18 protein-coding genes are annotated in these 24280 nt (G+C 54.3%); 10 read left to right on the top strand and 8 right to left on the bottom strand.

Features of this window, described 5'->3' with window-relative positions:
* Positions 1–71: 71 nt before the first annotated feature.
* A complete protein-coding gene (locus NLU14_RS09515) occupies positions 72–833 on the bottom strand; it encodes a D-alanyl-D-alanine carboxypeptidase family protein (RefSeq protein ID WP_275705992.1) in 762 nt (253 codons plus the stop codon).
* Positions 805–1593 (bottom strand): sulfotransferase family 2 domain-containing protein, encoded by a 789-nt coding sequence (locus NLU14_RS09510; protein WP_275705991.1) that lies wholly within the window; start codon positions 1591–1593, stop codon positions 805–807. Before NLU14_RS09510 ends, NLU14_RS09515 begins: the two co-directional genes overlap by 29 nt.
* 247 nt (positions 1594–1840) lie before the next feature.
* On the opposite strand from NLU14_RS09510, the gene NLU14_RS09505 reads away from it, so the two are divergent.
* From NLU14_RS09505 to xrt, 9 genes are all read left to right on the top strand, one after another.
* Complete coding sequence (locus tag NLU14_RS09505) at positions 1841–2971, top strand: glycosyltransferase family 4 protein (protein WP_275705990.1); 1131 nt, start codon at positions 1841–1843, stop codon at positions 2969–2971.
* A gap of 149 nt (positions 2972–3120) precedes the next feature.
* Complete coding sequence (locus NLU14_RS09500; protein ID WP_275705989.1) at positions 3121–4560, top strand: hypothetical protein; 1440 nt, start codon at positions 3121–3123, stop codon at positions 4558–4560.
* A 35-nt stretch (positions 4561–4595) separates the two neighbouring features.
* Positions 4596–6119 (top strand): oligosaccharide flippase family protein, encoded by a 1524-nt coding sequence (locus NLU14_RS09495; RefSeq protein WP_275705988.1) that lies wholly within the window; start codon positions 4596–4598, stop codon positions 6117–6119.
* A gap of 17 nt (positions 6120–6136) precedes the next feature.
* Entirely contained in the window at positions 6137–8110 is a 1974-nt protein-coding gene (gene asnB, locus NLU14_RS09490; protein WP_275705987.1) for an asparagine synthase (glutamine-hydrolyzing), read from the top strand.
* Positions 8094–8978, top strand: a complete 885-nt coding sequence (locus tag NLU14_RS09485; protein WP_275705986.1) for a glycosyltransferase family 2 protein — start codon at positions 8094–8096, stop codon at positions 8976–8978. Before asnB ends, NLU14_RS09485 begins: the two co-directional genes overlap by 17 nt.
* Positions 8979–9009: 31 nt before the next feature.
* Complete coding sequence (locus NLU14_RS09480) at positions 9010–9885, top strand: glycosyltransferase (protein WP_275705985.1); 876 nt, start codon at positions 9010–9012, stop codon at positions 9883–9885.
* On the top strand, positions 9882–10982 hold the full coding sequence (locus NLU14_RS09475; protein ID WP_275705984.1) for a GNAT family N-acetyltransferase: 1101 nt from the start codon (positions 9882–9884) through the stop codon (positions 10980–10982). The genes NLU14_RS09480 and NLU14_RS09475 overlap by 4 nt, the downstream gene beginning before the upstream one ends.
* Complete coding sequence (locus NLU14_RS09470) at positions 10976–12103, top strand: GNAT family N-acetyltransferase (RefSeq protein ID WP_275705983.1); 1128 nt, start codon at positions 10976–10978, stop codon at positions 12101–12103. The genes NLU14_RS09475 and NLU14_RS09470 overlap by 7 nt, the downstream gene beginning before the upstream one ends.
* A gap of 153 nt (positions 12104–12256) precedes the next feature.
* Entirely contained in the window at positions 12257–13726 is a 1470-nt protein-coding gene (gene xrt, locus NLU14_RS09465; RefSeq protein ID WP_275705982.1) for an exosortase, read from the top strand.
* On the opposite strand, the gene NLU14_RS09460 is transcribed toward xrt, so the two are convergent.
* A complete protein-coding gene (locus NLU14_RS09460; RefSeq protein ID WP_275705981.1) occupies positions 13695–14351 on the bottom strand; it encodes a glycosyltransferase in 657 nt (218 codons plus the stop codon). The two genes, xrt and NLU14_RS09460, sit on opposite strands and share 32 nt — an antisense overlap.
* 6 nt (positions 14352–14357) lie before the next feature.
* Here NLU14_RS09460 and NLU14_RS09455 point away from each other — a divergent pair, with 6 nt between their 5' ends.
* Positions 14358–14558 (top strand): hypothetical protein, encoded by a 201-nt coding sequence (locus NLU14_RS09455; RefSeq protein ID WP_275705980.1) that lies wholly within the window; start codon positions 14358–14360, stop codon positions 14556–14558.
* Between the two features lie 316 nt (positions 14559–14874).
* Here NLU14_RS09455 and NLU14_RS09450 read toward each other — a convergent pair whose 3' ends face one another.
* The 5 genes from NLU14_RS09450 to prsK form a co-directional block, all read right to left on the bottom strand.
* Complete coding sequence (locus NLU14_RS09450) at positions 14875–15540, bottom strand: PEP-CTERM sorting domain-containing protein (protein WP_275705979.1); 666 nt, start codon at positions 15538–15540, stop codon at positions 14875–14877.
* Between the two features lie 213 nt (positions 15541–15753).
* Entirely contained in the window at positions 15754–17718 is a 1965-nt protein-coding gene (locus tag NLU14_RS09445) for a PA14 domain-containing protein (protein WP_275705978.1), read from the bottom strand.
* Between the two features lie 165 nt (positions 17719–17883).
* The gene (locus NLU14_RS09440; RefSeq protein WP_275705977.1) at positions 17884–20589 is read right to left on the bottom strand and encodes a tetratricopeptide repeat protein; all 2706 of its coding nucleotides are present in this window, start codon (positions 20587–20589) and stop codon (positions 17884–17886) included.
* 54 nt (positions 20590–20643) lie between these two features.
* The gene (gene prsR / locus NLU14_RS09435) at positions 20644–22017 is read right to left on the bottom strand and encodes a PEP-CTERM-box response regulator transcription factor (protein ID WP_275705976.1); all 1374 of its coding nucleotides are present in this window, start codon (positions 22015–22017) and stop codon (positions 20644–20646) included.
* Positions 22018–22137: 120 nt separating this feature from the next.
* Positions 22138–24270: an XrtA/PEP-CTERM system histidine kinase PrsK gene (gene prsK / locus NLU14_RS09430; RefSeq protein ID WP_275705975.1), complete on the bottom strand. Its 2133-nt coding sequence runs from the start codon at positions 24268–24270 to the stop codon at positions 22138–22140.
* Positions 24271–24280: the final 10 nt, after the last annotated feature.

The following is a 24280-nucleotide window of genomic DNA, read 5'->3' as shown; positions in this document are numbered from 1 at the left end:
TTCATGCAGAATCTCCCTGCGTTTAGCTTACGGAAAATTCTACTTTTGAAAACCGCTTTTTTTCGGGGGGATTACCCTACCACTGGTTCTTCGTCAAATAATTGCTTTAGCGTGCTGGTGATTTCGACATCTCGCGCCGATGGCCCTCCTACCTTCATAATATGAACTGTTTTGCCCCACGCTTTTGTCAGGTCAGGGTAAGCAAGCGCGGCCACTCCCATTAGCAACATGTCATGCGCCGTGGTGTACATGCCGTAGCTATCCAGCCCTGATGCGTTGGTAAAACGAGTACCAGTCATTCCAAGGGATTGTGCCTTAGCGTTCATGGCAGCTATAGCTCCGCAGGCTGGCGCTTCTGCGCTTGCGTTTGGCCGGGTACAGGGTTCTGGGCTGGGAAGCCGGAGTCCCAGGCTGCGGATAACTGTATTGGCGGAGCTGTTTGAGGAAGCCATTAACATGTTGTGAAAGGCATCTTTCCAGGATATCTTGTCTCCGGCTTTGAGGTTGTTTCTGCTTCCCGGCAGAATGTCCTCTGCCTCGACCGTAATTCTTTCGTCAATGCTTCCTATCTCATCTAGTGCAGTTATTACGGCCATGACTTTGGTCAGGGAGGCCGGTTTACATTTTCGGCTGCTGGAGTTGTTGACGTGAACTATGTGAAGCTTATTGTCTGAGTCAAGAGAGGCGGTTGCAATACTCTGAACTTTGAGCTTTCTTGGGCGATTATTGTAGAGTTTGCGAAGCCATAAGCGCTCAAGTTTTACTTTGTATCTAAGTATTACGCTAATGGCATGCTGCCAGCGTTTATCTAGATTGCGATCTGGCTGCGTCATAAATTTCCTGATCAAATCGGCACATCTCCTTAACTTTCTTCCGCAGCTCCGGAGTCACGATTTCAGAAATCTTCGTGTCGCTGGTCGTGCGCTTGTTCTGCATGCCAAAGGAAACCCTGATGCCGAGCTCTCGTCTAACATCAGCTTCAAAGCGCCCCATGTCATCGGTAAAACCGATCACGGAAAAGTGCTTGAGATTATCCTTGGCCTTTTCCACCAGCTTGGCGGGGTCATCAAGTGTCAGCTCTGTGTCACCACAGAAATATTCACAGAATTTCAGAGCGTTTCGCTGGCCCATGGGTGAGTTCAGGTAGGATTCGAAGTCCTGATCAATCCTCGATTGATGCTCACGTTGGAAGTTATAAAAGTACTCGGATATGAATCGCTCGACCGGGTCTCGGAGCACGGTAATCAGTTTGTATCCTTGGAACTGGTCGTAAGCTTTATTATTGAACGGTACGTGCCCGCCGATAAAGTAGATGTCTTTCCACATCAGGTAATGAAGCAGTTCCACTCGGAAGGTGCGTATGCGGTTAAAGTCTTCAAGGAGAGAAAAGTCCAGGGGGCCATGTTGGCGCTCCATTACGGCAGCTGTTCCGGGTGCGGCGATGGATTCCTCTGACAAAAAATAACGTAAACGTAAGGCCCGGGAAACTGATGTGCCGGCACATTTAGGCACATGGTGGAATACAACCCGTTTGCCCATAATCGCCTGTTTGAAGCGGTTACGGTTGTTGTAGAGGTTTTGGATCCAGCTCATATCTTCGTCCCTGGTTTAGTTGAGAGTGGCGGCGTCATCTGGCCTGATCCCGTGGCGGATTCTCCCATAAATGCGGAAAAACTCCTATTGGCCGGATGATGCAGCGGGATTTTGAGTTTTGGAAAGCTGTGGTGTATGACATTCCAGCACTCTTGCCTCATAATGCGCTGTCGGTTTGGAGTTCTGCCTGCAAAGCGGGTTTGTGAGTCTGACCGACGTTGTCGCTTAATCCAGGATGGAATCAGCAATGCGCATTCTCATGTCTGCTCTTCAGCCCGGTGGGGGCATCCGCACTTTCTTTCGTTATATATACAGCCAGCCTTGTTTCAGTGATTGTCGCTTCACGCTCGTTGTGCCAGACAGGGGCCTTTCTGATTTCCTTTCCGAGTTTATTCCTGGCAACCGTATTACTGTTGTTCCAGCCCGACAGGGTAATTTGGCGTTTGCCAGACAGCTCCGGGAGCTTATTGCTACTGGTGATTTTCAGCTTGTGCATTCCCATGGGTTTTCCGCCGGTCTGTTAACGGAGCTTGCCGGTACGGGATACGGTGTCCCTCACTTGATGACTGCTCACGATGTCTTCTTGCCTGCTCAGTTCTCGGGCTGGAAGGGAAGAGCGAAGCATCTGGCTATGTCCCTGCTGTTTCGTCGTATGACAATGATTCATACCGTGACTAACGATGCCAGAGATAACTTGCTGGAGTTCTTCCCGGCTATAAATCGAAGCCGGGTACATGGAATTCTCCATGGAGTGGACACAGAGTACTTTCGTGAGGGGGAACCTAGGGCGTTAAAGGCAGAACTCGGCCTTGATGAGCAAACTCCATTGCTGGGGTTTTTTGGCCGGTTCATGGGGCAGAAGGGCTTTCGCCTGCTGGTAGACGCGCTTGAAGAGATACACAGAGCTCGTAGTGTCGCCCCGTTGCCCCATGTTGCCACGTTCGGCTGGGGTGGATTTATCCGGGAGGATTATGAATATCTGAGTGAAAAAGGGTTAGCCGACTATTTCCACCAGTGCGAACAGACGAATGATATGGCGGCAGCCATCAAGGGGGTTGACGTGGTTGTTATGCCGTCTCGTTGGGAGGCCTGTGGCTTGTTGGGTATGGAGGTGTTGGCAGCCGGTGTGCCGATTGTGGGCAGCCAGTGCATCGGATTACGGGAAGTGCTCGAAGGTTCGCCGGCCCAAACGGTTCCTGTTGGAGATAGCCGGAAATTAACGAAAGCGTTGGTTGCAGAGCTGAGTGATCGCGACTCCCGCAGGTCCGATTTTGTCAGGTTCCAACCGATCGCTGTCGATAAGTTCCATATCAAACGCCCTGCGGAAAGCCTGCGGCGGCTGTATACCCAGATGCTGGCCGGAGAGTGCACAAAATGAGGCGAAAGCATTTGCTGTTAACACGCACTGTGCCCGGGGTAGCGTCTGACTTGGACCAGCTCAAAGGTTTCGACCCACATAGTCAGCGCTTTCAATACAGAGAGCTCTCGCCAGAGGACTTTCCCGAATCAGCGGAGGCCAACCGGTACGTGGAGTTAATTCTTTCGGGCGAGTCGGTCAACGAAAGCTTTGACGCCACGATAGAACTGAAGTCAGTCGGGTTGATGGACAGGTCGGCTACCCTGGACGTTACCCAGGACACGGTTACTCGACTGCTGGTTCGTGTTGACAACAATCTGCCGCTTGCCAGAAACCTGTTAGAGCAGGGCTTTCACATTGCCGGGTGTATAGGTGCTAGCCAACGATTGTGCGCTGCCAACATTGAGCCGCATTTTCCGGTTGAATCGCTTGTGTCCGGCCCTGTCGCCCCTGCCATTGTACTTGGCCGGGCCAACGTCAACCTCCTGGCCCAGGTCAGGGCGCTGGGAGGAAGCGGTGTACCAGTCTATTGTGTGCTCACAAGAGGTGAACCTGCGCTGATTGCCAGGAGCAGCCGGTATACCAGCGGAGTTTTTGATTGCCGGGGAGGTAGCGACGAGGTCATCTGTGACGCTATTCGCCATATTGCGGAGGAATGCGGTTGCAGCCCGATAGTATTTACGGGTGGGGATCTGGACATCGCCTTACTGGCGAGGATCTGGCCGTCCATTTCGGGGTTCGCCCGGGCCGTCAGCGACCCCGACAGGTGCAGCCATTTCAATGACAAGCGCGTTCAGATTGATACGGTAAGCGCAGCCGGTATCCGTGTACCGGAGAGCAGGGTGGTCGATAATATTCAGGCGCTGGACTGCCTCGCTGATCTTACTTTTCCCATTATCAGCAAGCCTCTTGAACTCGCCAGAAAAGGCGCCTTCAGGGGTAAGATATTTGTAGCGGAAAATGAGGATGATTTGCGCTCCCGGTTGGAGCCGGTTCTGGACACCGGGAGCGCCTCTATTCTGTTACAGGAGTACGTGCCTGGCGGTATTGAGAACCTGCTATTTGCATTGGTCACCTGTGGCGACAACGGCGAGGTAAGGTGGTCCGTTACCGGACGAAAGCTGGAAGACAATACAAAAGGAGGCATGGGCACCGGTGAAACCCTGAAGGATCCGGAGCTCGACCGGCAGGTAGCCAGGACTTTCCAGGCTTTTGGTGTGGGCGGTTTGCTGGGTGTTGAGTTCAAACGCCACCCCGTTACTGGTGAATTGTTTTATATCGAGTCCAATTTCCGCCCGGAAAACATCCATTCGGTGAATGAGGCTGCAGGCGTAAACTTGCAGTTGGCAGCGTATCTACAGGCCGTCGGGCTCCCAACTCTCTATGAACCACTGCCCCAGCGGCAGGCAACATGGATGGACTTGTCGCTGGTTTTCCTGGCTCGCCTCAAACAGAAGGGATGGCAGGGTATCTGGCCAGCTACACGAGGAACTGTGGCTGATGCTCTATGGGCAAGAGGGGACTTGCGCCCAGGGGTTGTATGGTACGCACTGAAAATTACTTCTCTTGTGCGAAGGTCTTTTGGTCGCGTAATAAAACGCCGACACTAATGTCTGGATTCCCTTACTTGAGTAGTTATTGATCGATGCTTAAACGGATACTTGTAAATACCAGCTCCAACATGGCGCAACTGATTGTCAGTATGGTCGTGACTTTCATTATGGCCCCTATTTATCTGAAGTTGATGGGGCACTATGACTACGGGCTCCGGGAAATGATTCTGGCTCTCGTTGGTTATATGGGGATGCTTGATCTGGGAATGCGGCCGACGGTTAGTCGGTTTGTATCGATGCATAACGCCCAGAAAGATCGAGATCAGCTGTTGACAGTTTATGCGTGCGCATTGGCGTTCCTGGGCATGGTAGGTTTGTTACTGGCAACATTTTTCTGGGTATGGGCAATGGTATACCCGGAATGGCTGAATCCTGAGGATAGCGAGACGAGCACCAAGTATGTGCTTTTTCTCCTGTTCGTGGGTGCCCAGATATTCTTTGCCTTTCCGAAGCTCGTTGTAGGTAGTTTTCTGGAGGGACTTCAGCGCTACTATTTCAAGAATATGGTCAATATTGTGCTGACCATTGCTATTGCAGTTATTAGCTACATTTATATGACACCGGAGAACGGGCTTGCCCTGTTGGTTGGCCTGGGAGCATTATCGCAGGTGATAAAACTTTTGATTTTTGGCGCCGTTCTGCTGAAACCTGCGCTCGGCGTACTCTACCCGAGCGTGCGGTACTTCTCCTGGGAGAAACTGCGTGAGATGCTTTCTTTCGGCTTCAAGACATTTATTCAAGGGGCCGCCTCCAAAGTTGAACGTCTATCAGATAAGCTTGTAATTGGCTCTATACTCGGACCGGCTGCATTGCCTGTATACACCATACCGGCTACTTTGGTGGGCTATATATCCACCATTACCATGACGCTTACCCATACTTTCATGCCGGTTTTCAGCGACCTGAATGCGCGGGGCCACCAAGGCAAGATCAAATCGATTTATATGATCGTTAGCAAACTTGTTGTGGCGCTGGTTATCCCTATGGGTGTTGGCATTTGCCTTATCGGTGGGCCGTTTATCGCCATCTGGATGAAGGGTGAGTTTGACCCCGCGCAAGTGGATGCAATCATGGTGTTACTGGTGACCTACACTCTGATACCAATGATCAATCCGTTCGCTAGCCGTTACCTGACGGCGATCAATAAACATGTGATTTTCGCCAAGGTAGCGCCGCCGGCAGCGCTGGTTAATCTAGGCCTCAGTATCTGGCTGGTGTTTGAATATGGTGTTATAGGGGCAGCGCTCGGGTCGGTATTGCCGGTTTTTGTCGTTATGCCCATATTCCTGAAGGTTGTTGCCAACAACCTGAGCATCACTATGACACAGTACATGAAACACGTGGTGCTTCCCGCCCTTATTCCGGTGACCGTTATGGGCATTGGCCTTGCCTGGTGGCGGGTTGAATATGGGTTTCCGGGTTACCTGGACATCGTTCTCGCAGTGGTAGTTTCGGCGGTGGTGTATTGCGTATTGTATTGGTTGATGTCACTCAGAAAAGATGAACGCGAGATACTGATGCGCATTATGCCTGCGCGTTTCAGGCGGAGCGTATGAGAAAGGGAGTTTTCTGAATGTGCGGGATTGCAGGGTTTGCCGGGCCGGATTTACCCGGCAGCAAAGAGCAATACGAGTCTATCCTGGATGGCATGGGCCAGGCCATTCTACACCGTGGGCCGGATGCCGGTGGTGTGTGGTTTAGTGGGGAGATGGGCCTTGGGCTTTCGCACCGCCGCCTTTCCATTATCGACTTGTCCGAATTTGGCGCCCAGCCCATGGCATCCGAGTCTGGTCGGTACGTAATTTCCTTTAACGGTGAGGTCTATAACTTCCGTAACCTGAAAACCGAGCTTGAAGGAGCCGGTGCCCGGTTTCGCGGTCATTCCGACACCGAAGTGATGCTTGCTGCATTCGAGGCCTGGGGTGTGGAGCAGGCATTGGCCCGCTTCAGCGGTATGTTTGCCTTTGCATTGGCGGACAGGAAAGAGCTGAAGCTTTATCTTGCCCGGGACCGGATGGGCGAAAAGCCACTTTATTACGGCTGGCAGGGCAGTGCCTTGGTCTTTGGCTCGGAACTCAAGGCGTTGCAGCAACACCCTCAATGGAAGGGCGAGATCAATCGTAGCGCCTTGCCGCTTCTGGTACGCCACAATCTCATTCCTGCGCCCCACACAATCTACTCCGGCATTTTCAAACTGCCGCCTTCTTCGTTCATTACCATTGACCTTGCTGGCATTGAATCCGGGAGACTACCGGAACCCTCCCGCTATTGGCGCCTTGAAGATCAGTTTACGGAGTCTCGGGACTGGACAGTGGAGACTGCTGCGAACCACCTGGAAGAGTTGCTCACTGAGGTGATCGGCGAGCAGATGGTGTCTGATGTGCCGCTGGGGGCCTTTCTCTCCGGCGGGGTGGATTCCTCAACTGTCGTTGCCCTGATGCAGAAGCAGGCTTCGACCCCGGTCAAAACGTTCAGTATCGGTTTTAATGAAGAGGGGTTTAATGAGGCAGAGCATGCGGCTGCAGTGGCACAGCATCTGGGCACCGACCATACTGAGCTGTATGTGACCGAGCAGGACGCCCTTAAGGTCATTCCGTTGCTGGGCAAAATATACGATGAACCCTTCGCGGATTCGTCCCAGATTCCCACGTTTCTGGTCAGTGAAATGACTCGTAAGAAAGTGACGGTTGCTCTGTCTGGCGATGGCGGGGATGAGCTGTTTTGTGGCTACACCCGTTATCCAGGCATGTTGCGCGGGTGGCAGCGGCGCGGTTCGCTTGGTTCGCGGCTGAAATCGCTGGCCAGTCTGCTGCCGCCGGGATTGGCGGCTCAGGCTATTCGTACCTTGGTGCCCTCTCAGAAAGAGCGCAGTGCAGATGCAATCCAGTTCCGTCTGGCACGGGCCCGCGCCACGGCTTCCGCCCATAACCTGTCCGAGTTCTACCGCCAGTCTGTTTCTGTATGGCCTGATCCGGCCATGGCGTTGGGGGAATCAGGTGAGGGCAGCTATGGCCTGACCGGGCCGCTTCCCGCTGAGGTGCCAGATGAGGACCTTAAAACGCTGATGTGGCGGGACCTGAACTGGTACCTGCCAGACGATATCCTGACCAAAGTGGACCGCGCCGCCATGGCCTGCAGCTTGGAAACCCGTATTCCTATGCTGAACCATCGGGTGGTGTCGTTTGCCATGGGGCTGCCTGCGACTCTTAGCATGCAGGGGAACGTTGGTAAGCAGGTGCTTCGGTCGGTGCTATACCGCCATGTGCCGCGGGAACTGATTGAGCGACCAAAACAGGGTTTTGCGGTTCCTGTCGCGGCGTGGCTGAGAGGGTCTTTGCGGGAGTGGGCGGAGGATCTTCTGGATCCGTTGAGGCTGAGAGAGCAGGGTTACTGGAAGACGGCCATGGTTCGGCAGGTTTGGAGTGAACACCTTTCGGGGCGTGAAGACTACAGTTTTGAGTTGTGGGGTATTTTGATGTTTCAGGCTTGGTTAAAAGAACAGGGAACATGTATTGGCACAGGAGACAAAGATGAATACGCCTGCTAACCCCCTGGTGAGCATCGTCACCCCAACCTATAACAGGGCTGATTTTATAGAGCAGGCGGTTAACAGTGTTCTCGCCCAGACCTACGCGAATTTTGAATTGCTGATCGTAGACGACGGTTCCACAGACAATACCCGGGAGCTGTTGGAGCCTGCGCTGGCGGACTCTCGCGTTCGTTATTTCCACCAAGAGAATCAAGGGCAAAGTGTTGCCCGCAACCTTGCGATCTCCGAGGCAAAAGGAGATTTCGTGTGCTTCCTCGATTCTGACAATTACTGGCCCCCTGAGAAGCTGGAAAAGCAGGTTGAGCTTTTCAGGCAACATTCGGATTACGATGTTATCTACGGAGACATCATCATTATTGATGAGACGGGGAAGGAAGTTACCCGAAAGAACATGAGTCGGTACTCGGGCCATATAGCCAGGTACATGATTCGAGACAACTGCGTGAGCATGAACACGGCAATGGCAAAGCGTCGGTGTTTTGACGAGTTGGGTGCTATGAGTGGTAAACGTCGGGTTGCCGACGACTATGACTTGTGGCTCCGGTTTTCAGCGAGGTTCCGGTTCCTCTATGTTCCTGAATTTTTTGCGTACTATCGAGTGATGGACGACCAGATTTCCTCTGACAAGACCCGGCGTTTTGACTCCAACTGGCAGATCATTACCGACTTCAGACGGGAATTTCCGGATGCCATGTCAGAGCAGGATTTCGATTCAGGGTTTGCAGCCTTTCACAGTAGGAAGGCCCGCTATCTGGCAAGTCAGGGGGCCAGGAGCGAGGCAATGACGGAGATGCTAAAGGCACTTAGATTACGACCGTTGCGGCGTGCCTCCTGGCGCAGTCTTGCCGCTGTTCTGCTGAAGTAAAAGTTGGCGGGAATAGTATCGAGGGCTTGCAATGGCGACCGTTAGCGTAGTGACACCAACTTACAACAGGGCACGGTTCCTGCCGGATGCGGTTTCCAGTGTTCTGGCTCAGACCTACGCTGATCTTGAGCTCATCATAGTGGACGATGGTTCTGAAGACGATACTGTAAAAGTGCTGGAGCCTTTCCTTGCTGACGGGCGAGTTCGTTATTTCTACCAGGAGAATCAGGGCCAGAGTCATGCTCGTAATCTTGCCCTTGAGCAGGCGAGGGGCGACTTTATCGCATTTCTCGATTCAGATGATATGTGGGCTCCAGAAAAACTGGAGAAACAACTGGCTGTTCTGCGCGCAAATCCCGAGGTTGATATCGTCCATGGTGACGAGGCGGTGATTGATGAGCAGGGAACGGTTATCAGCATTGAGAACATGAAGCGTTATTCCGGCCGGATCACACGATATCTGTTGGCTGACAACAGCGTGAGCATTACCACGGCGTTGGTAAGACGACGGTGCTTTGATGAGATGGGAGGCTTCGATACTTCGGTTGGTGTGGCTGATGACTACGAGCTCTGGCTGAGGTTTTCGGCCCGATACTACTATCAATATGAGCCGGATATTGTCGCGTCTTATCGGGTAATGGCGGATCAGATTTCATCCGATAAACGCAGACGGTTTGCTGCGAACGAGCGGATTATCCGGGAGTTTCTGGCCAGGTATGGCCAGGTTCTGTCTCCGGGGGATCGGCGCTGGGGGGTAGCCCGGTTTTACTGCCGTAAGGCGAGGTACCTCTCCCGTGTTGGTAAGCGTGGTAGCGCGATCGGCGCCATTGCAGAGGCTTTCAGCAATGCGCCGCTGGATTCGGTTGTCTGGAAAGCGCTGTATCGCGTTATGGTGCCCCGGAAATGACACAGGATGCGAACGTCAGTGCTGTCTCCGCGGAAAGCGGCCTACCCCGATGTGTTCCCTGGCAGCCGAAGTATCGGGCAGGTGTGCTCAGGCTCTTCAGGGACGTGCCCTACAAGGCGGAATTGTGGCAGTGGCAGTTTGAGTCCAATCCTTTCGGTTTGCCCTTTACGCCCGTTGTGCTGGTTGATGACGAGGACAGGGTAGTGGGATTCAACGGAGTGATGGCCGTTCGTGCAAAGGCACGGGGCAAAGACATACAGGTTTTATGGAGCTGTGACTTTTACCTTGCTGAGCAGTGGCGAGGGCAGGGGCTAGGGAGTGCCATCAAGCACGAGCTGCACCGGAAGGCGCCTGTGATTATGGCCTTTGGAATCAGCAATCGGGCCAGCAAGGTACTTCGTCACCTTGGTTGGGTGCCTGATGACTCTGTAAGAAGTTTCAGGATGCTGCGCCGGCGCAGGGGGCTTCGTAGCTGGTTACTGACCTGTCTCCAGTGGTTGAACAGGCTCCGGCTGGCTTCCTCTGCTGCACCGGATGCCGACGGAGTTCGTGTTCATGTCCGCTCAAGCCTTCCCGAGAAAGGACGGGTAGATTCACTCTGGACGCGTTGCGCCCCGGACTACGAAAGGATTGTTCAAAGAAATTTTGTCTACCTTGACTGGCGTTACCAACGGCACCCGTTGGGCCGGTATGGGTTTGTTTGCGCCTGGAAGGGTGATGAGCTGGCCGCAATACTGGTTACCCGCTTCAGCCGGGGCACGCTACGTATTGTCGACTATTGCGGTCCGGCCCGAAACCGGCCACTTAAGCACACTCTTGTGAGGGCTGCAGCGCGTCACTGGCCCCATGCCAGCCAGGTGGTTTCTGTTACTTCGGATCCTGAGTTGGCAAAAACATTTCTGACTGAAGGATTCGTTCAGCTCAGGGGCCGGCCACGTTTCTATGTATATGAACCTGGCGCGGAGAACTCTGCCGGATCATCTGCCTGGTTTATTATGGCTGGCGACTCCGATGGTGAGTTCCTACAGGCCGCCGGTGATTTTTACACTACGGAAACGGTGCCGGGCGTGTCGGCTGCGGAGGGTGTGTCATGCTGAGTGTCAAACCGGTTTCCGAGGCAGGTTTCGCCGCCATGGCAGAGGAGTGGCAGGCGTGCCTTGCTGCATCTGACGCCAACCCATTGTTCATGAGCTGGCCCTGGCTTTATAGCTGGTGGGAAACCTGGTCTCAGGTTCTGGGCATGGAACTGGTACTGCTGGGTGCTTTTGACCAGCGGGGTGAACTTGTTGGCATTGGCCCTTTCTGCCGTCGGATTCTGGTGACACCTGCCGGGGTTCGGGTTGCCCGCCTTTACATGCTCGGCAATGCCTGGCGACTTGCGCCAACTGTGCGCACGGAGTATTGCGGAATCATTGCCCGCCGGGGCTATGAGCGGAAAGTCACAGCGGCGATTGTTTCGGCGCTGGAACATCTGGGCTGGGACGAGCTGATCTGTTCGGATGTGCCCGGGGATCAGGTGGAGAACCTGAAAGCCGGTGGCTTTGACGACCTTGGCTACCGAATTATTCATCGTACCGATGATACAGGCATTCGCATTGACACGACTGGCCGCTTTGATGACTGGTTGGGTGCGCTTGGGAAGCATACCCGGCTTAAAGCCTATAACCGCCGAGGGTACCTGAGGCAGCAGGGCGAACTTGTTTTTCTTGACTATGATGAAACTCGCGACGGGGACTTTTTTGATCGCCTTAATGCTTTCCATAGGAAGCGTTGGGGGAAACCGGCGTTTGACAGGGAGGCACTGAGGTTCCATCGCTTGCTCCTGCAGAGGCTATACCAATGTGATGGTGAGCCGGCTATGAGCCTGATCCTGTATAACAATCATTGTGTTTCTGTTCTGTACGATGTGGTGGTTCGCGGCTGTCGGTATAATCTTCAAGCCGGGTATGAGGAGGATTTCGACACGAAAGTGTCGCTTGGTTATCTTCATCTGGGTTTTGCCATTGAAGCTGCTTTCAGGCAGGGGAGAACGAGCGCTTATGATCTGCTGGCCGGAATGGGTAAAAAGCAGTTCTATAAATCGCATTTTCATGGGGAAGCACTGCACTTCTCTACGTTCCAGGTAGTTCGTAGTCCTCTACTCAAGGCGCTGTATCACATCCAGGCGGCCAGCCCACCCTTCGTGGCGAGGGCGTTCAGCCGTAGGATAGGATTGTGACCCTGTCGTGGCAAAAACCGTTGCTTGCAGGCACAATGAGCCGACGGTCGGCTAGCATGTAAGGAACGCAGACGTATGACGATTGAATGGATTCGTTTTCGGAGTTTGATCCAGGCAGTATTTCCTTTCCTTGTATCAATTGGCGCCCTTTTTTTGCTGATCTGGCCTACTGTTGAGGGTATTGTCAGCCGCTGGTTCAAGTTTGACGAATCCTACTCCCACGGCTTATTGCTTTTATTGGTTTCCGTTGTCCTTGTTGCAAGGACGTTAAAACGGGAATTACCTGTTCCCGGCTTTTACCCGTTATGGCTGGTTCCTTTTGCACTGGCGTTGCTGGCCTATGGGCTCGGCAATATTCTGCGAGTTCAGGCATTGCAGGAACTAACCGTTGTGCCGCTGTTGCTTGGGACCCTGGCGATTTTCCTGGGGTGGAAACAGGTGCGTCCTTTTATTATTCCAGTGGGCGTACTTTTTTTCGCGGTGCCGGTGTGGGATTACCTGTCCTGGACGCTCCAGTTGATTACGGTTGAAACCAATCGGTTATTGTTGGGCCTGTTCGACATTGAATTCGAAGTTGAGGGTGTATTTGTTTATCTGATTGGAGTGGGTACCTTTGAAGTCGCTCACGGATGTTCTGGTTTGCGTTATCTGCTGGTGGGACAGTCGTTGGCGGCCCTGTATGGCGAGCTGAATTTACGGCTGGTGCGTTCCCGGGTCCTTTTCTTCCTTGTTGCTGTTGTCTTTGCGTTGTTGGCCAACTGGATTCGAGTATTCGTGATTATCTACATGGGTTACGAGACCAACATGCAAACCAGCCTGATTGAGGACCACGACAACTTTGGCTGGTGGGTATTTGCCGCCACTCTGGTGCCGTTGTTCTTCATTGGCCGAAAACTGGAGCTAACCCGAGCTGAACAGGCAAATCCCGTTGAAGCCGCTCCGGCTGCCCATGACAGGCTGGGCGGCCGTAAAATATGGGTTGGCGTTTTGGTAACTGCGGCTTTGCCGGTACTGTTGTTTATCCTGCTGCCGTCGTCTGCAGGACAGATAAAACCCTCGCCGGATACTTTTGATTTCAGCCTTGATGGGGAGCGGTACGCGCCGTTGTTTCGAAACCGGTTAAGTGGTTGGCGGCCCCAAATGCGGAACCCCGACCTGGTTTTTGCCCAGACCCTGTTTGACCGCCAGGCTGTCACTGGAGAGACGGGGCCGGATCAGCAATTATTTGTGGGTGTGTACAGTTACGAGCATCAGCGCCATAGGGCAGAACTTGTTCAGTATTGGAACCGCATCTATGATCGCGATGAGTGGGTGCCGGAGCAGTTCTTCAGGGTAAAGTCGCCTTCTGATATTTCCTTGCAAGGTGTGACTCTGCGTAGCTTCTCGTCCGGTAAACGGGTTCATCTGGCCTATGGCTATTACGTCGCCGGGCTGTGGGAGACGGACCAGTGGCGAGCGAAGTTCGCTCAAGTTGTGAGCTTTTTCAGTCCACGGACAGACGCATCCCTGATTATTTTCGGTGTAGCGTGTGACCAGTGTGACGGCGAGGCTGCTGTTGGCGAACTGGTGAAAGATGCCATGCCGCCCCTTGTTAGCCATGTTGATCAGCATTTTCGCGATTAGCGAGAGGCGTTTTTTGCGGCGCGGCTGATTTTATAAACATACTGAGGCGCTGCGCAAACGCCTGATGGTTGTCCAGTGCCCACAGATAGGCTTCCCTGGCCTTCGCCTCAACGGTATCGCGGGGTTCTTCAAGAACCTTTAGCAAGCAGCTCTCAAGAGCGTCTGCAGTTACCTTGTAACGTGTACCAAGACGCCAGGGGCGTTCCTCTGACCAGGGCACAAGATAGCCCCGGCGGGCTGTTACCAGTTCATTCATGGGCGGGGCGTCGGTTGTGATGATAACCGCCCCCGCCAACATGGCCTCTCCCAATACCTGGCCATACCCCTCCACTTCCGATGGAATGATGGCCACAGACGTGCGGCGCCAGAGCTTTTCCATGTCTTTGGAAGAGAGGTTCTTCCTCAGTTCAATGTTGGCCGGCAAGGGGCGCTCAACCAGGGGGTTGTTGGCAACGATGGTGAGGGGTGGCCACTCGGGGTGCTTTTCCCAGGCGCTGATTACCGCTGAGGTGCCTTTCGACAGGCTGGAACCAGCCACATGTAGATAGGCACCAGGCGGCTTGTGATAGGGCTGAGCGGTTTTTGCCTGCCCGGCGCCGGGGGTGGAGAACCCCAGGTATTTCACTTTTCCGTGAAGGCTTTTGAACCGGCTTTCCGCAATGCGGGTTTTACAGAGTACGGCGTCGATATCCGTGAGGTAATGGCTGCGTTCTGTTCGAAACCATTCCTGATTTGGAATCAACCAGTTGGTGCATCGCGGGTTTATGTAATGCGGGTGAATATTTTCAAGATGAATGACAAGGCCTGCGTTGCGGGTTTTGATGCTGAATAAACGTCGGATCCTTCTTTGGAGAGTATTCGTGAGTTCAATGGTACGCGCGGAAGGCAGGCGTTTCTTGGCACGTCCCAATTTCCCCGAAAGGGCACGGATACGGGGATGTTGTGGGGGCAGGGCCCTGACGGAAACCTCATGCCCAAGAGAACGGATCGTATCTTTGAGAAGGTCAGCATCCTTGGTCAATCCCCGGCCTGAAAGCGTATAAATGATTTCAACAAGCACTGAGATGTGTCGCTCCAATGACATAAAAAAACCCTGCCGACTGGCAGGGCTCTTATTCTAGCACAATGCGCTTTAAGCGATTACGCCATTACTTTTTGGCTTTGCGACGCAGTGCGAGTCCGGCAAGGCCGAGCCCCAGAAGGGCAACAGTGCCTGGCTCAGTTACTTTGGTAGCCTCAACTTTGATCAACAGATCATCATGGTTATCGTCGACCTGGTTATTGTCATCAAGACTCAGGATCAGGAAGTCTGTGCCCAGTTCGTTGATAACAAAGTTGAATGAGGTTGAACCGTTGGAATTGTCGTTACCCTGACTTTCCAGAATCGATCCAGACCTTTTATAGGTGGCGAAACCAAAATCCAGTGTAGCGCCAGCCGTGCCGGTTACGATGGTTGAGAAGGTATTTCCAACGGTACCGGTGTTTCTGTTGTTAAAGATCTCAACTCCATTGTACAGGAACACGTTCTCCCAGCCGGCTTCATAGCCAATGAAGGTGAATGTCAGCCTGAATTTGTCGTTAGACGTGTAGACAACGCTGTTTCCCATCAGGGCTGAATCGCCAACACTGTATTCTGGCGCGCCCGAAAAATAGCCCTTGGGATCCAGACTTCCGTTGGCGTAGCTATTATCACCGGGAACATTGTATGTTCCTGCGTAGGAGCCGGAGCCATCCGTGCCGATGTATGCGGCATTCGCAAATCCAGAAACGGCAAATGTTGCTGCTAATACAATGCCTTTCGAAAATCCTTTCATATTTACTACTCCAGTGAGCTTTGTTGTTACGTTTCAGTAACACTTAAGCATATAGTATGCCAATAATTTAAATCATTGATATTATTATAGTAATTAGATATTTGCTAATGAAGGTGTAAAATAACTGGACAGTTCGAGAAGGTTTTTTGGTGCCCCCGAGATTGGCGCCAAGTCTCGGCGGCATCTCGGGAGGTATATTTTGAAGAGGGCAGGCTACTGCACCAGAAACTCCACGGTCTCGGACGGCTGGCTGGTGAGCCCGTCGGTATCCACTACCCGAATGGTGAAGTACCAGGTACCAGCAGCCAGGCCTTCCAGGGTGTAGGAGGTGTCGTCTGGCTCTGCACGAGCTTCCTGATCCAGACTATCCGGTGATTGGCCGTAGTTGATTTCGTAGTGACTGATTTCACTGAGCGCGATACTACTGCCGTCTACCCGCGTACCCGGAGCACTCCAGCTTAGCGTTACCGTGGAAGCTGAAGGTTCTGTTGGCGTGGGGCTGGTGGTTGGTGCGTCAGGCTCGCTTACAGTCTCCAGCGTGTATGGGTGCAGGTCGGACTGGTAAGTCTCCAGCACTGTTATCCCCTCGTTGTTGAGTACCTGGTTCGCACTGGACTGTACCAACGGAAGTCCGTAATGCAGCTTGTAGATATCGGTTATGCCATCGTCCAGCGAACTGAGAGCCGGGCTGGTGCCCAGGTCAAGACTTTCAATAACCGACGCTGCATCGAGTTGTTCGCCGCTTTGCACATCCGATATCGTCAGCGTGGCTGTGGCATCGTAAAGTAGCTCGTAATACTCCATTGTGATGGCGGCTCGTTCATTCGCTGCAACGCTGAACTCGGCTGAATACTCTGTGGCGGATTGCTTTTTCCATTGATCGATCACCAACTCGCCGTTCACGAACAGACGCACACCGTCATCGGTACGGGTGGTGAGCTGATAGCTGCGGGTGCCGTCCTCATGGGGCGGCACAAACCATCCCTGCCAGCGGATGCTGAATCGGCTGTTGGGTACCTCGGAGGAGGGGCTGCCGCTGCCCCAGTTGAACCGAATGGACTGGTCTTTCTGGGCGTAAAGAAACTCGTCAAAGCCAGTTCCGTTAAAATACTGGCCAACAAAGCCGGCGGTATACTGCGGCCCCTGAACCGGACTGTCGCTCGGGTCGTTCGGATCGGTGCCGGCCAGGTACTCTTCCAGTACGCTGTAACCGTCACCGTCCAGGTCAGTGGATGCATCGGATGGCTCCCGTGGGTCAAGGCCATAGGCGAACTCGTAGCCGTCAGGGATACCGTCACCGTCGGTGTCAGCGTTTGCGGGATCGGTTGCGCTCCAGAACTCGTCCAGGGCGCTGAGAAGGTCGTCATCCTGGTCGGAGTTGGAGTCCTCGGGATCTGCCGGATTAAGGCCGTGGATTACCTCCCAATTGTCATAAAGGCCGTCATTGTCTTCGTCAAGGACAGGGTAGGTGGGAGTGAATGCCAGCCCCTGTTCAGCATCGAAGAAGCCAATCCGATAGCCCATTTCATAGGCTTCTTTCGGGGTCAGTTCCTGACCTGCGGAGGGCGTGCGCTGTGCCCAGCTATGGAGGTGAGCACCACTGACGACCCGGCGACTGATTCCCGGGCCTTCCCATGCGATGCTGAAGTGGTCGTCGTATCTGCCTTCCTTGTGGAGTACTTCGAAATAGTATTGATTTCCCGCTTCAAGGTAGCGAGCCGGGGAGGTTTGTGACGAGTAGCGATCGTAGTCTTCAATGCGTGTGGCGCGGCCGGTTGTCGCTATTTGGTCGGCGCCATCAGGGTTTTGTGACTCCGACAACCAGAATTGTGTCTCGTCGTCCCCGCTGACATAAAAGGTGTATTCCCCGGTTGCTGGTGCCTCAATGAACCCCCGTATCAGCGTGCCGTAACTGTTGGTCCTGTCTTCAAGCCGCTGTAATTGGTTCAGCTCACTGGCGTCGCTAGGTGAATCCGGATAGGCGTCTGAGCTGGTTAGGGTGTCTACGGTTTCTCCAGTAATACCGTCGAAATACCATACGTCCACCTTCCCGGGTTCACTTTCAGCAGGGATTGACGCAGTTGGGGGGAGTTTTTCGATGTTCCTGAACTGCCAGCTTTGACAGCCAGTGATGAGAACGACGGCGCTTCCAAGGCCCAGAACTTTGCTTACCGACATAAGCTACCCTTCCTTCCATGAGAACCTGCGGGAGATGTCTCCGCAGGCTTGAGGTCAATGGTTCCACTGGGTAAGTATTGTTGGGCAATCCGGTAGCTGCCACCGGGTTCTAGGAACGTTTCGATATGGTGAGGTTGTAGTTATAGCCTTTGTTTCTTTTGGCTTTTATCCCTGGTCACCAAACTTCTCCAGTACCCGTTTTGCGTCTGCATCCCGACCGGTGGCGCGATAGGCTTCCGCCAGGTGCATCGCAATTTCCTCTGAATCCGGTTGCAGTTGGTGTGCTTTTTCCAGCACTGGCAGGCTTTCTTTTGCTTGCCCCGCCTTGAACATGATCCAGCCATAGGTGTCGGCAATGGCCGCATTGTTGGAGTTGAGCTCGAAGGCTTGCCTGGCCAGTTCTATGGCGCGGTCGTCCCCTTGCTGGTGGTAGATCCAGGCAAGGTTGTTGAGGGCGATCACGTTCCGGGGTGCCACCTCAAGCAGTTCTTGGTAGGGCGGTATCGCCTTCTCCGGTGCCTCGTTTTCCTGATGCAGCATGGCCAGGTTCATCAGAATCTGAGGGTTGCGCGGAAACGCCTCGCGGGCGTTTTCGAGGGCTTCGATAGCCTTGTTGCGCTGGCCGGAGCGGGCAAGAGCCCGTGCATGGGCGATTCCCAACTCGGCGGTTTGATCCAGTTCAAGGGCAAGCTGATAGAGCTCGGCAGCTTCCTGGTATTTTCCCTGCTTTTCGAAATAGCGGGCTTCGATACGGAACGGGGTTGCTGATTCGGGGTGCTGTTGTTTGACGTCTCTGAGAATGTCTCGGGCCTCTTCGGTATTGCCTTCGGTGAACTGGATGGCAGCTGCCTGGATGCCGATCTCTTCGTTTTTGGGGAAAAGTATACGTCCCCGGCGTAACACATCGGATGCTTGCTCCAAGTGTTCCCGCTCAGCCAGTTGGGTGGCGATGCCGTGATACACAGACGCAACCAGTGACTCAACGGGGGCGGGACTGGATTGGTCTTCCCGTTCAAGCAGGCTTGCGGTCAGATCGTCGGCCTGTTGGGTGTTATTGTCGATCAGCGCTGATTCCAGCAATACCAACCTGGGGCCGTATGCATCCGGGTGTTTCTCCCGGACCCTTTCCATCAGCGCTGTAAGTTCTTCACGCGCCATAACTGAAGACAGTCCTTGCAGTGCCTGGCCGTTGTCGGGAGACAGTTCAATGGCACGGCGGTAGTAATCCTTGGCCTGATCTGGTTCATCGCGTAACCGTGCGAGATTGCCAAGGGCGTTCAGCGGGGCGGGGTTCTCGCTATCCGTTTCTACAGCTCTCTGATAATACTGCCTGGCCTCTTCGATATTTTCAGAGTTGGCGGCGACATTGCCGCGAGTAACCAATGCGGCAACACTTTTTGGTTGTTCATCTACCCAGTCGGAAGCAGCGGCGATAGCTGCATCGTTGTTGTCGGCGGATACATGGGCCTGGACGACCAGCAGTCTTGCCTGCTCTGATTCCGGGTCGTTCTTCAGTACTTGATTGGCCTGTTTGATGGCTCTGTCGGTTTGACCTGTGCGCACCAGATACGTCGCATACCGCAACCGCAAACTGTTGTTGTCGGGGGCCAGGTCCAGGGATTTTTCGATGAACTGCTCACCGCTCTCGGTGTCGCCGCTGACCAGTGATGCGATGCCCACCAGCGCCAGGGTTTCCGGGTCCGAATCCTGGTCTTCCAGGTTGGCCAGGATTTCCCTTGCGCCTTCTGGGTTGCGCATCTGGAGGCGGGTGGCCGCGAGCAGCTTTCTGGCTTGTTCGGAGTCCTCCATAGCTGCAACCGGGGCCAGCAGGGCTTCCGCTTCCTCTGGCCGGCCCTGGCGATAGCGGATGATGCCCAGCATCAAGGCGGCCTGTCCCTGGCCAGGTGCCTGGGCCAGTACTTCCTCCAGATAGCGTGCAGCGTTATTCAGTTCACCGTTGTTGAATGCTTCTTGTGCTGCTATCAGGTTGCTCCTGATAGTACCAGGTGCTGACTTGGCAAGTATTTCCTCGTAGACAAAGGCTTCAGAGGATTTGCCCTGTTCCCGCAGGACATTAATCAGCGCCGACATGGTTTCAAATTTCTGGTAGGTCATTACGTCATACTGGCCGATGGTTTCCAGCGCGTTGACGTAGGCCTGCTCGGCCTCAGGCCAGTCGCCGGCGGCGTGGGCCAGCCTGGCTTTCCAGAGCCAGAGCTCGACATTATCCGGATTCAGTTCTTCGGCCTGCGCGATGTATTCGTCACCCTGCTCGGGGTTATTTTGGCTGTACGCCACTTTCGACAGCCCGATCAGTGGTGCTGCCTCACCTGAATCAATGTCTCGGGCAGCGGAATAGGCTTCCCTGGCTGCATCCGGGCGGCCTGCCGCCAAGTGTATCTCCCCCTTGATCAGGGCGCCTTCCATTTGTTGCACGCGGTCGGCCTCTTTTAGTTTTTCAAGGGCGACGAGGGCTTCGTCAAACTCTTGCTGCATCAGTCTGGCTTTGGCTCGGATAAGTGCGGCTTCGTTCAGATTTTGTTGGCTTATGGACTGTTTGCCAACCTCCGAGTCCGAGAGCAGCTTATCAAGCTGGCGTTCCGCATTGCGGGCGTCACCGGCGGTGAGCAGGTTGTTAATAATAACAAGGTAGGGCTCGATCCGATCAGGTTGCATCTCAATCGCGCTTCGTGCCTCCAGCGTACTGGCTTTGAGCTCACCCTGGCGCTGGAAAAAGCGTGACTGGTCCAGGTGGCTGATATACTCGATGTCCTCCTGGCTCATTTCAGTGTCGTCGCCATTGCAACCGGCGAGGGCCAGCGAGATGGCAACTGAAAGAAGGGTGGCACGTACTGCTAAAACTGGTTTCATGGCCCTGTTCCTTTCCCTTTTTTTGGGTCTTGTTTTGGATTCCCTGCCTGTTGCTCAGGCATTTGATGATTCGGGTGATGTCTCTATCCGGTATTTATCGGTGAGGTTGTAAAGTGTTGGCCGGGTAACACCCAGCAAGCGCGAAGCCTGGGCCATATTGAAATTGCTGGACTGAAGCGCCTGTATAATCGCCGCACGCTCGGCATTCTCACGCACTTGTCTTAGGTTCAGCTGGCCTGCAGGGCCATCCAGGTTGCAATCGATCTCCAGGTCAGCGGCAGTAACACGTTTGCCGTCCGCCATGATGGTGGCCCGTTTCACCTTGTTAATCATCTCGCGAACATTCCCTGGCCAGGGGTGGGTCTTTATTGCCTTGATAGCGTCTTCGGTAAAGGCCAGGTTTGGCCGCTCCATCTGTTTGGCGAGAGATTGCAGCAACGATTGCGCGATAACGAGGGAATCGCCGTCCCGTTCCCGGAGCGCCGGGACATCAAGGGTGACTTCGCTGATGCGATAGTAGAGATCTTCCCGGAAGGTGCCCTGGTTGATTAGTTGCTCAACGTCCCGGTGGGTAGCGCATACCACGCGTACGTCTACTGGAACCGGCTTTACTGAGCCAACCCTGTCTACCATACGTTCCTGTAGGAACCGCAATAGCTTGGCTTGCAGCGACATTGGCATGTCGCCGATTTCGTCCAGGAACAGGGTGCCGCCGTTGGCGCTTTCAATCTTGCCTTTTTTGCTCTGGGTAGCGCCGGTGAAAGAGCCTTTTTCGAAACCAAAGAGTTCGCTTTCCAGAAGGTTTTCGGGAATGGCGGCGCAGTTAATCGCTGCAAACGGTTTTTCCGAGCGATGGCTCAGGTCGTGAAGCGCGCGTGCCAGCAGCTCCTTCCCGGTTCCGGTTTCACCGGTGATCAGTGTGGTGACGTCCGTGGGGGCAACTTTTTCGAGGGTCCTGCAGACAGAAAGCATCTGCGGGCTGGCGGCAACAATGCCCTTGATGCTGGTACCATTGCGCTGGCGGGCCAGCTCACGATTGTCCCGCTCTAGTTCGGCCAATCGGAACGCGCGGTTGACCACAAAAGTGAGGATGTCGGCATCCAGGGGTTTCTGGTAAAAGTCGCTGGCTCCCATGCCAATGGCCTTGACGGCGTTTTCCTTGTCTTCCCGGCCAGTCACCACGATGACTTTGGACATGGGAGACAACCGAAGGATTTCCTCCAGTAACAGAAAACCTTCCGATGCGCCGCCGGGGTCCGGGGGCAGCCCCAGGTCGAGTGTGATCACATCCGGTTCGGTCCGCCGTAGGGCGGCCAGGGCAGACTCGCGGTCTGCCGCAACGGCAACTTCCAGGTCTTCGCTGAAACACCAACGCATCTGGCTTTGCAGGCCCGGATCATCCTCTACGATTAGCAGTCTTCTACTCACAACGGCTACAAATCCCTTTCAGTATTGTGATGGTTTCTCGGTAAATCCTCTTACCCCTGATTCTTAACCGAACATTGACACTTTGCAATGATAGTGTTCGCTGTATTTTTTATTCGCCAATTATTTGGCATTCTGTTCTGGCTGAGCATTGTCGGTAATCAGTCGCTCTGGCTTTCGCTCGGCTGGTTCCGGAGTGAACCGGGCAAGCGGGAACCGGATTGAAAAACACGAGCCCAGGCCGGGTTCGCTGGTGACATCGATATTGCCGCCCACATTACGAACATATTCCCGGGCCTGGTAGGCGCCAATACCCATGCCGGTCAGCCCCTTGGTGCTCTCGAACGGTTTGAACAATTGGGTCTGGATAAACTCTTCGGTCATACCGGACCCGGTGTCCTGGATAAACAGCACCACATTGCCCTTGGCGGTTTTCAGGGTGAGGGTGATTTCACCGTCCGGTGGTGTGGCATCCTGTGCATTCTGAATCAGGTGGCCGAGGATGCTGTAGAGTTGTTCCCGGTCCGCGTTGATGAATATCTTTGCGGAATTCTCAGCCACCCGCGGTGCTGGCTGGCGGCGGGAATGATGGTCTGCCAGGTGCATGACAACGTCTGTCAGATCTATCACTTCGGTAACCATGGTCTCGTCCGCCGGTTTGCGGATGTGGTCCACCAGGTTCGACATTTTGCGCACGGCGTGGTCGGTGGTGTTGATCATGTCGTCGATGAAGGCCGGATTGTCCCGGTGTCTGGGTGCGTTTTTCACCAGCAGGGAAAGCTGGGCAATAAGCGTTTTCAGGTCGTGAACCATAAACGCGGAGGCCTTGCTGACGGCTTCGAACTGCATGGCCCTTGAAAGCCGGTTCTGGGCGTCTGCCTGGGCCAGGAGGTTACAGGTCTGCCGTGCGACTACCTTGATCAGGTCGAAGTTTTCCCAGTTCAGTTCCACCCGGGCGTAGGGGTTGCCGATCATGGCGATGCCATAGAGATCGTTACTGAGATACAGGGGAATCACCAGCCAGCCATCGGGTGTTTGCGAGATCGAGTCCGGAATCTCCAGCAGATTGTAGCTGACCGGATCGCTGCGATACTCATGGAGATCAATGATCCACTCCCGCTCCCCGAAAAAGCGAACAAGTTCCGAGTTGGCGTCAATAGTGGTGTACTTTGGAGTAACCATGTTGACCGCCGTTTTCAGCATCAAGTCTCCCCGATCTTCCCGTATCCACAGCGCGCCGGCGTTGCTTTCCACAAGGCTGGTGAGAATGCGTATAACCCGTTCGGGAAGTGGCGGGTTGTTGCTGAGATCGGCCATCTCCCGGGTCATTTTCAGCCATTCTTCACGGTAGTCGTATTTATAGTCGAAGAAGTTCTGGCTGATGAAGACCATCAGCCGTGAGCGCACGCGGCGCGACACAAGCAGGGTAACCAGGAAGACCAGGGCGATGCTGAGGAAGAGAACCTGCAAGGCATCGCCCCATTCGCCTCCCAGGGTCTTCACATAATAGCCGCCGAGGGCCAGGAATAGCAGGTAGCCTCCGGCCAGGATCAGGGTGCCAGCGTGGAAGACCGCCGAACGGGAAAGCTGGAAATCCACAGGCTGCTTGCGGGTGTTAATCACGTTGACTGCGAACAGGGGCACCAGGGCAGCATTCACCAGGCCACGGGCATTCCAGAAGGACTCGGAAACCTGGCCGAAGAGCAGGGCGTCGGCGTACATGAAAAAGTCGAAGGCGAACAGGCTGCCAACGGCGATACAGACATATTTCATGCTGGAGCGACCGAATGACAGGGAGTTTCGCCAGATCTGTTCAACCAGCGACAGCCCCATGAGCGAGAGCGCAATCTGCCCAACGACTTTGGTTTTTCCGTTGAGAATGCTGAGCCCGAGAAAATACTCCAGTGCCCCGCTGGCGAGCAGGATGGTAACGAGCATCAGGGTGGCGGCGGCCAGCACCCGACGCAGGCGCCCCTCCAGGTTGGCGGAGCGGAAAGAATCCCTGAGCAGGGCGAAGAGTACGGTAATCCAGGCGGCGTCCCGCAGCAGTTCCAGCATGTAACGAATGAAAAAGCCGGGTTCGCCCCAGAGGCTCTGGGTAACGAGTGAGCCCGCCCACAACACGCTAACCAGGGCGGCCAGCAACAGGGAGCGGTCGATGTCCCGGCGCAGGTATCGCGTGGCAATAAGCAGCGATAGCAGCCCAAAGGCAATGGCTGCCGTGGAATGACTGATCAGGCTGAAATTATTCAACATGCCTCGCTTC

This window comes from Marinobacter iranensis (assembly GCF_029207565.1).
In the GTDB taxonomy this organism is placed as follows: domain Bacteria; phylum Pseudomonadota; class Gammaproteobacteria; order Pseudomonadales; family Oleiphilaceae; genus Marinobacter; species Marinobacter iranensis.
Note: the sequence above shows the minus strand (reverse complement) of the source record. Positions and strands in the feature narration are given on the sequence as shown.

Excerpts from the sequence above, each read along its gene's own strand:
- NLU14_RS09515 (WP_275705992.1), bottom strand. The coding sequence starts at position 833 with ATGACGCAGCCAGATCGCAATCTAGATAAACGCTGGCAGCATGCCATT.
- NLU14_RS09510 (WP_275705991.1), bottom strand. The coding sequence starts at position 1,593 with ATGAGCTGGATCCAAAACCTCTACAACAACCGTAACCGCTTCAAACAG.
- NLU14_RS09505 (WP_275705990.1), top strand. The coding sequence starts at position 1,841 with ATGCGCATTCTCATGTCTGCTCTTCAGCCCGGTGGGGGCATCCGCACT.
- NLU14_RS09495 (WP_275705988.1), top strand. The coding sequence starts at position 4,596 with ATGCTTAAACGGATACTTGTAAATACCAGCTCCAACATGGCGCAACTG.
- asnB (WP_275705987.1), top strand. The coding sequence starts at position 6,137 with ATGTGCGGGATTGCAGGGTTTGCCGGGCCGGATTTACCCGGCAGCAAA.
- NLU14_RS09485 (WP_275705986.1), top strand. The coding sequence starts at position 8,094 with ATGAATACGCCTGCTAACCCCCTGGTGAGCATCGTCACCCCAACCTAT.
- NLU14_RS09480 (WP_275705985.1), top strand. The coding sequence starts at position 9,010 with ATGGCGACCGTTAGCGTAGTGACACCAACTTACAACAGGGCACGGTTC.
- NLU14_RS09475 (WP_275705984.1), top strand. The coding sequence starts at position 9,882 with ATGACACAGGATGCGAACGTCAGTGCTGTCTCCGCGGAAAGCGGCCTA.
- NLU14_RS09470 (WP_275705983.1), top strand. The coding sequence starts at position 10,976 with ATGCTGAGTGTCAAACCGGTTTCCGAGGCAGGTTTCGCCGCCATGGCA.
- NLU14_RS09450 (WP_275705979.1), bottom strand. The coding sequence starts at position 15,540 with ATGAAAGGATTTTCGAAAGGCATTGTATTAGCAGCAACATTTGCCGTT.
- NLU14_RS09445 (WP_275705978.1), bottom strand. The coding sequence starts at position 17,718 with ATGTCGGTAAGCAAAGTTCTGGGCCTTGGAAGCGCCGTCGTTCTCATC.
- NLU14_RS09440 (WP_275705977.1), bottom strand. The coding sequence starts at position 20,589 with ATGAAACCAGTTTTAGCAGTACGTGCCACCCTTCTTTCAGTTGCCATC.
- prsK (WP_275705975.1), bottom strand. The coding sequence starts at position 24,270 with ATGTTGAATAATTTCAGCCTGATCAGTCATTCCACGGCAGCCATTGCC.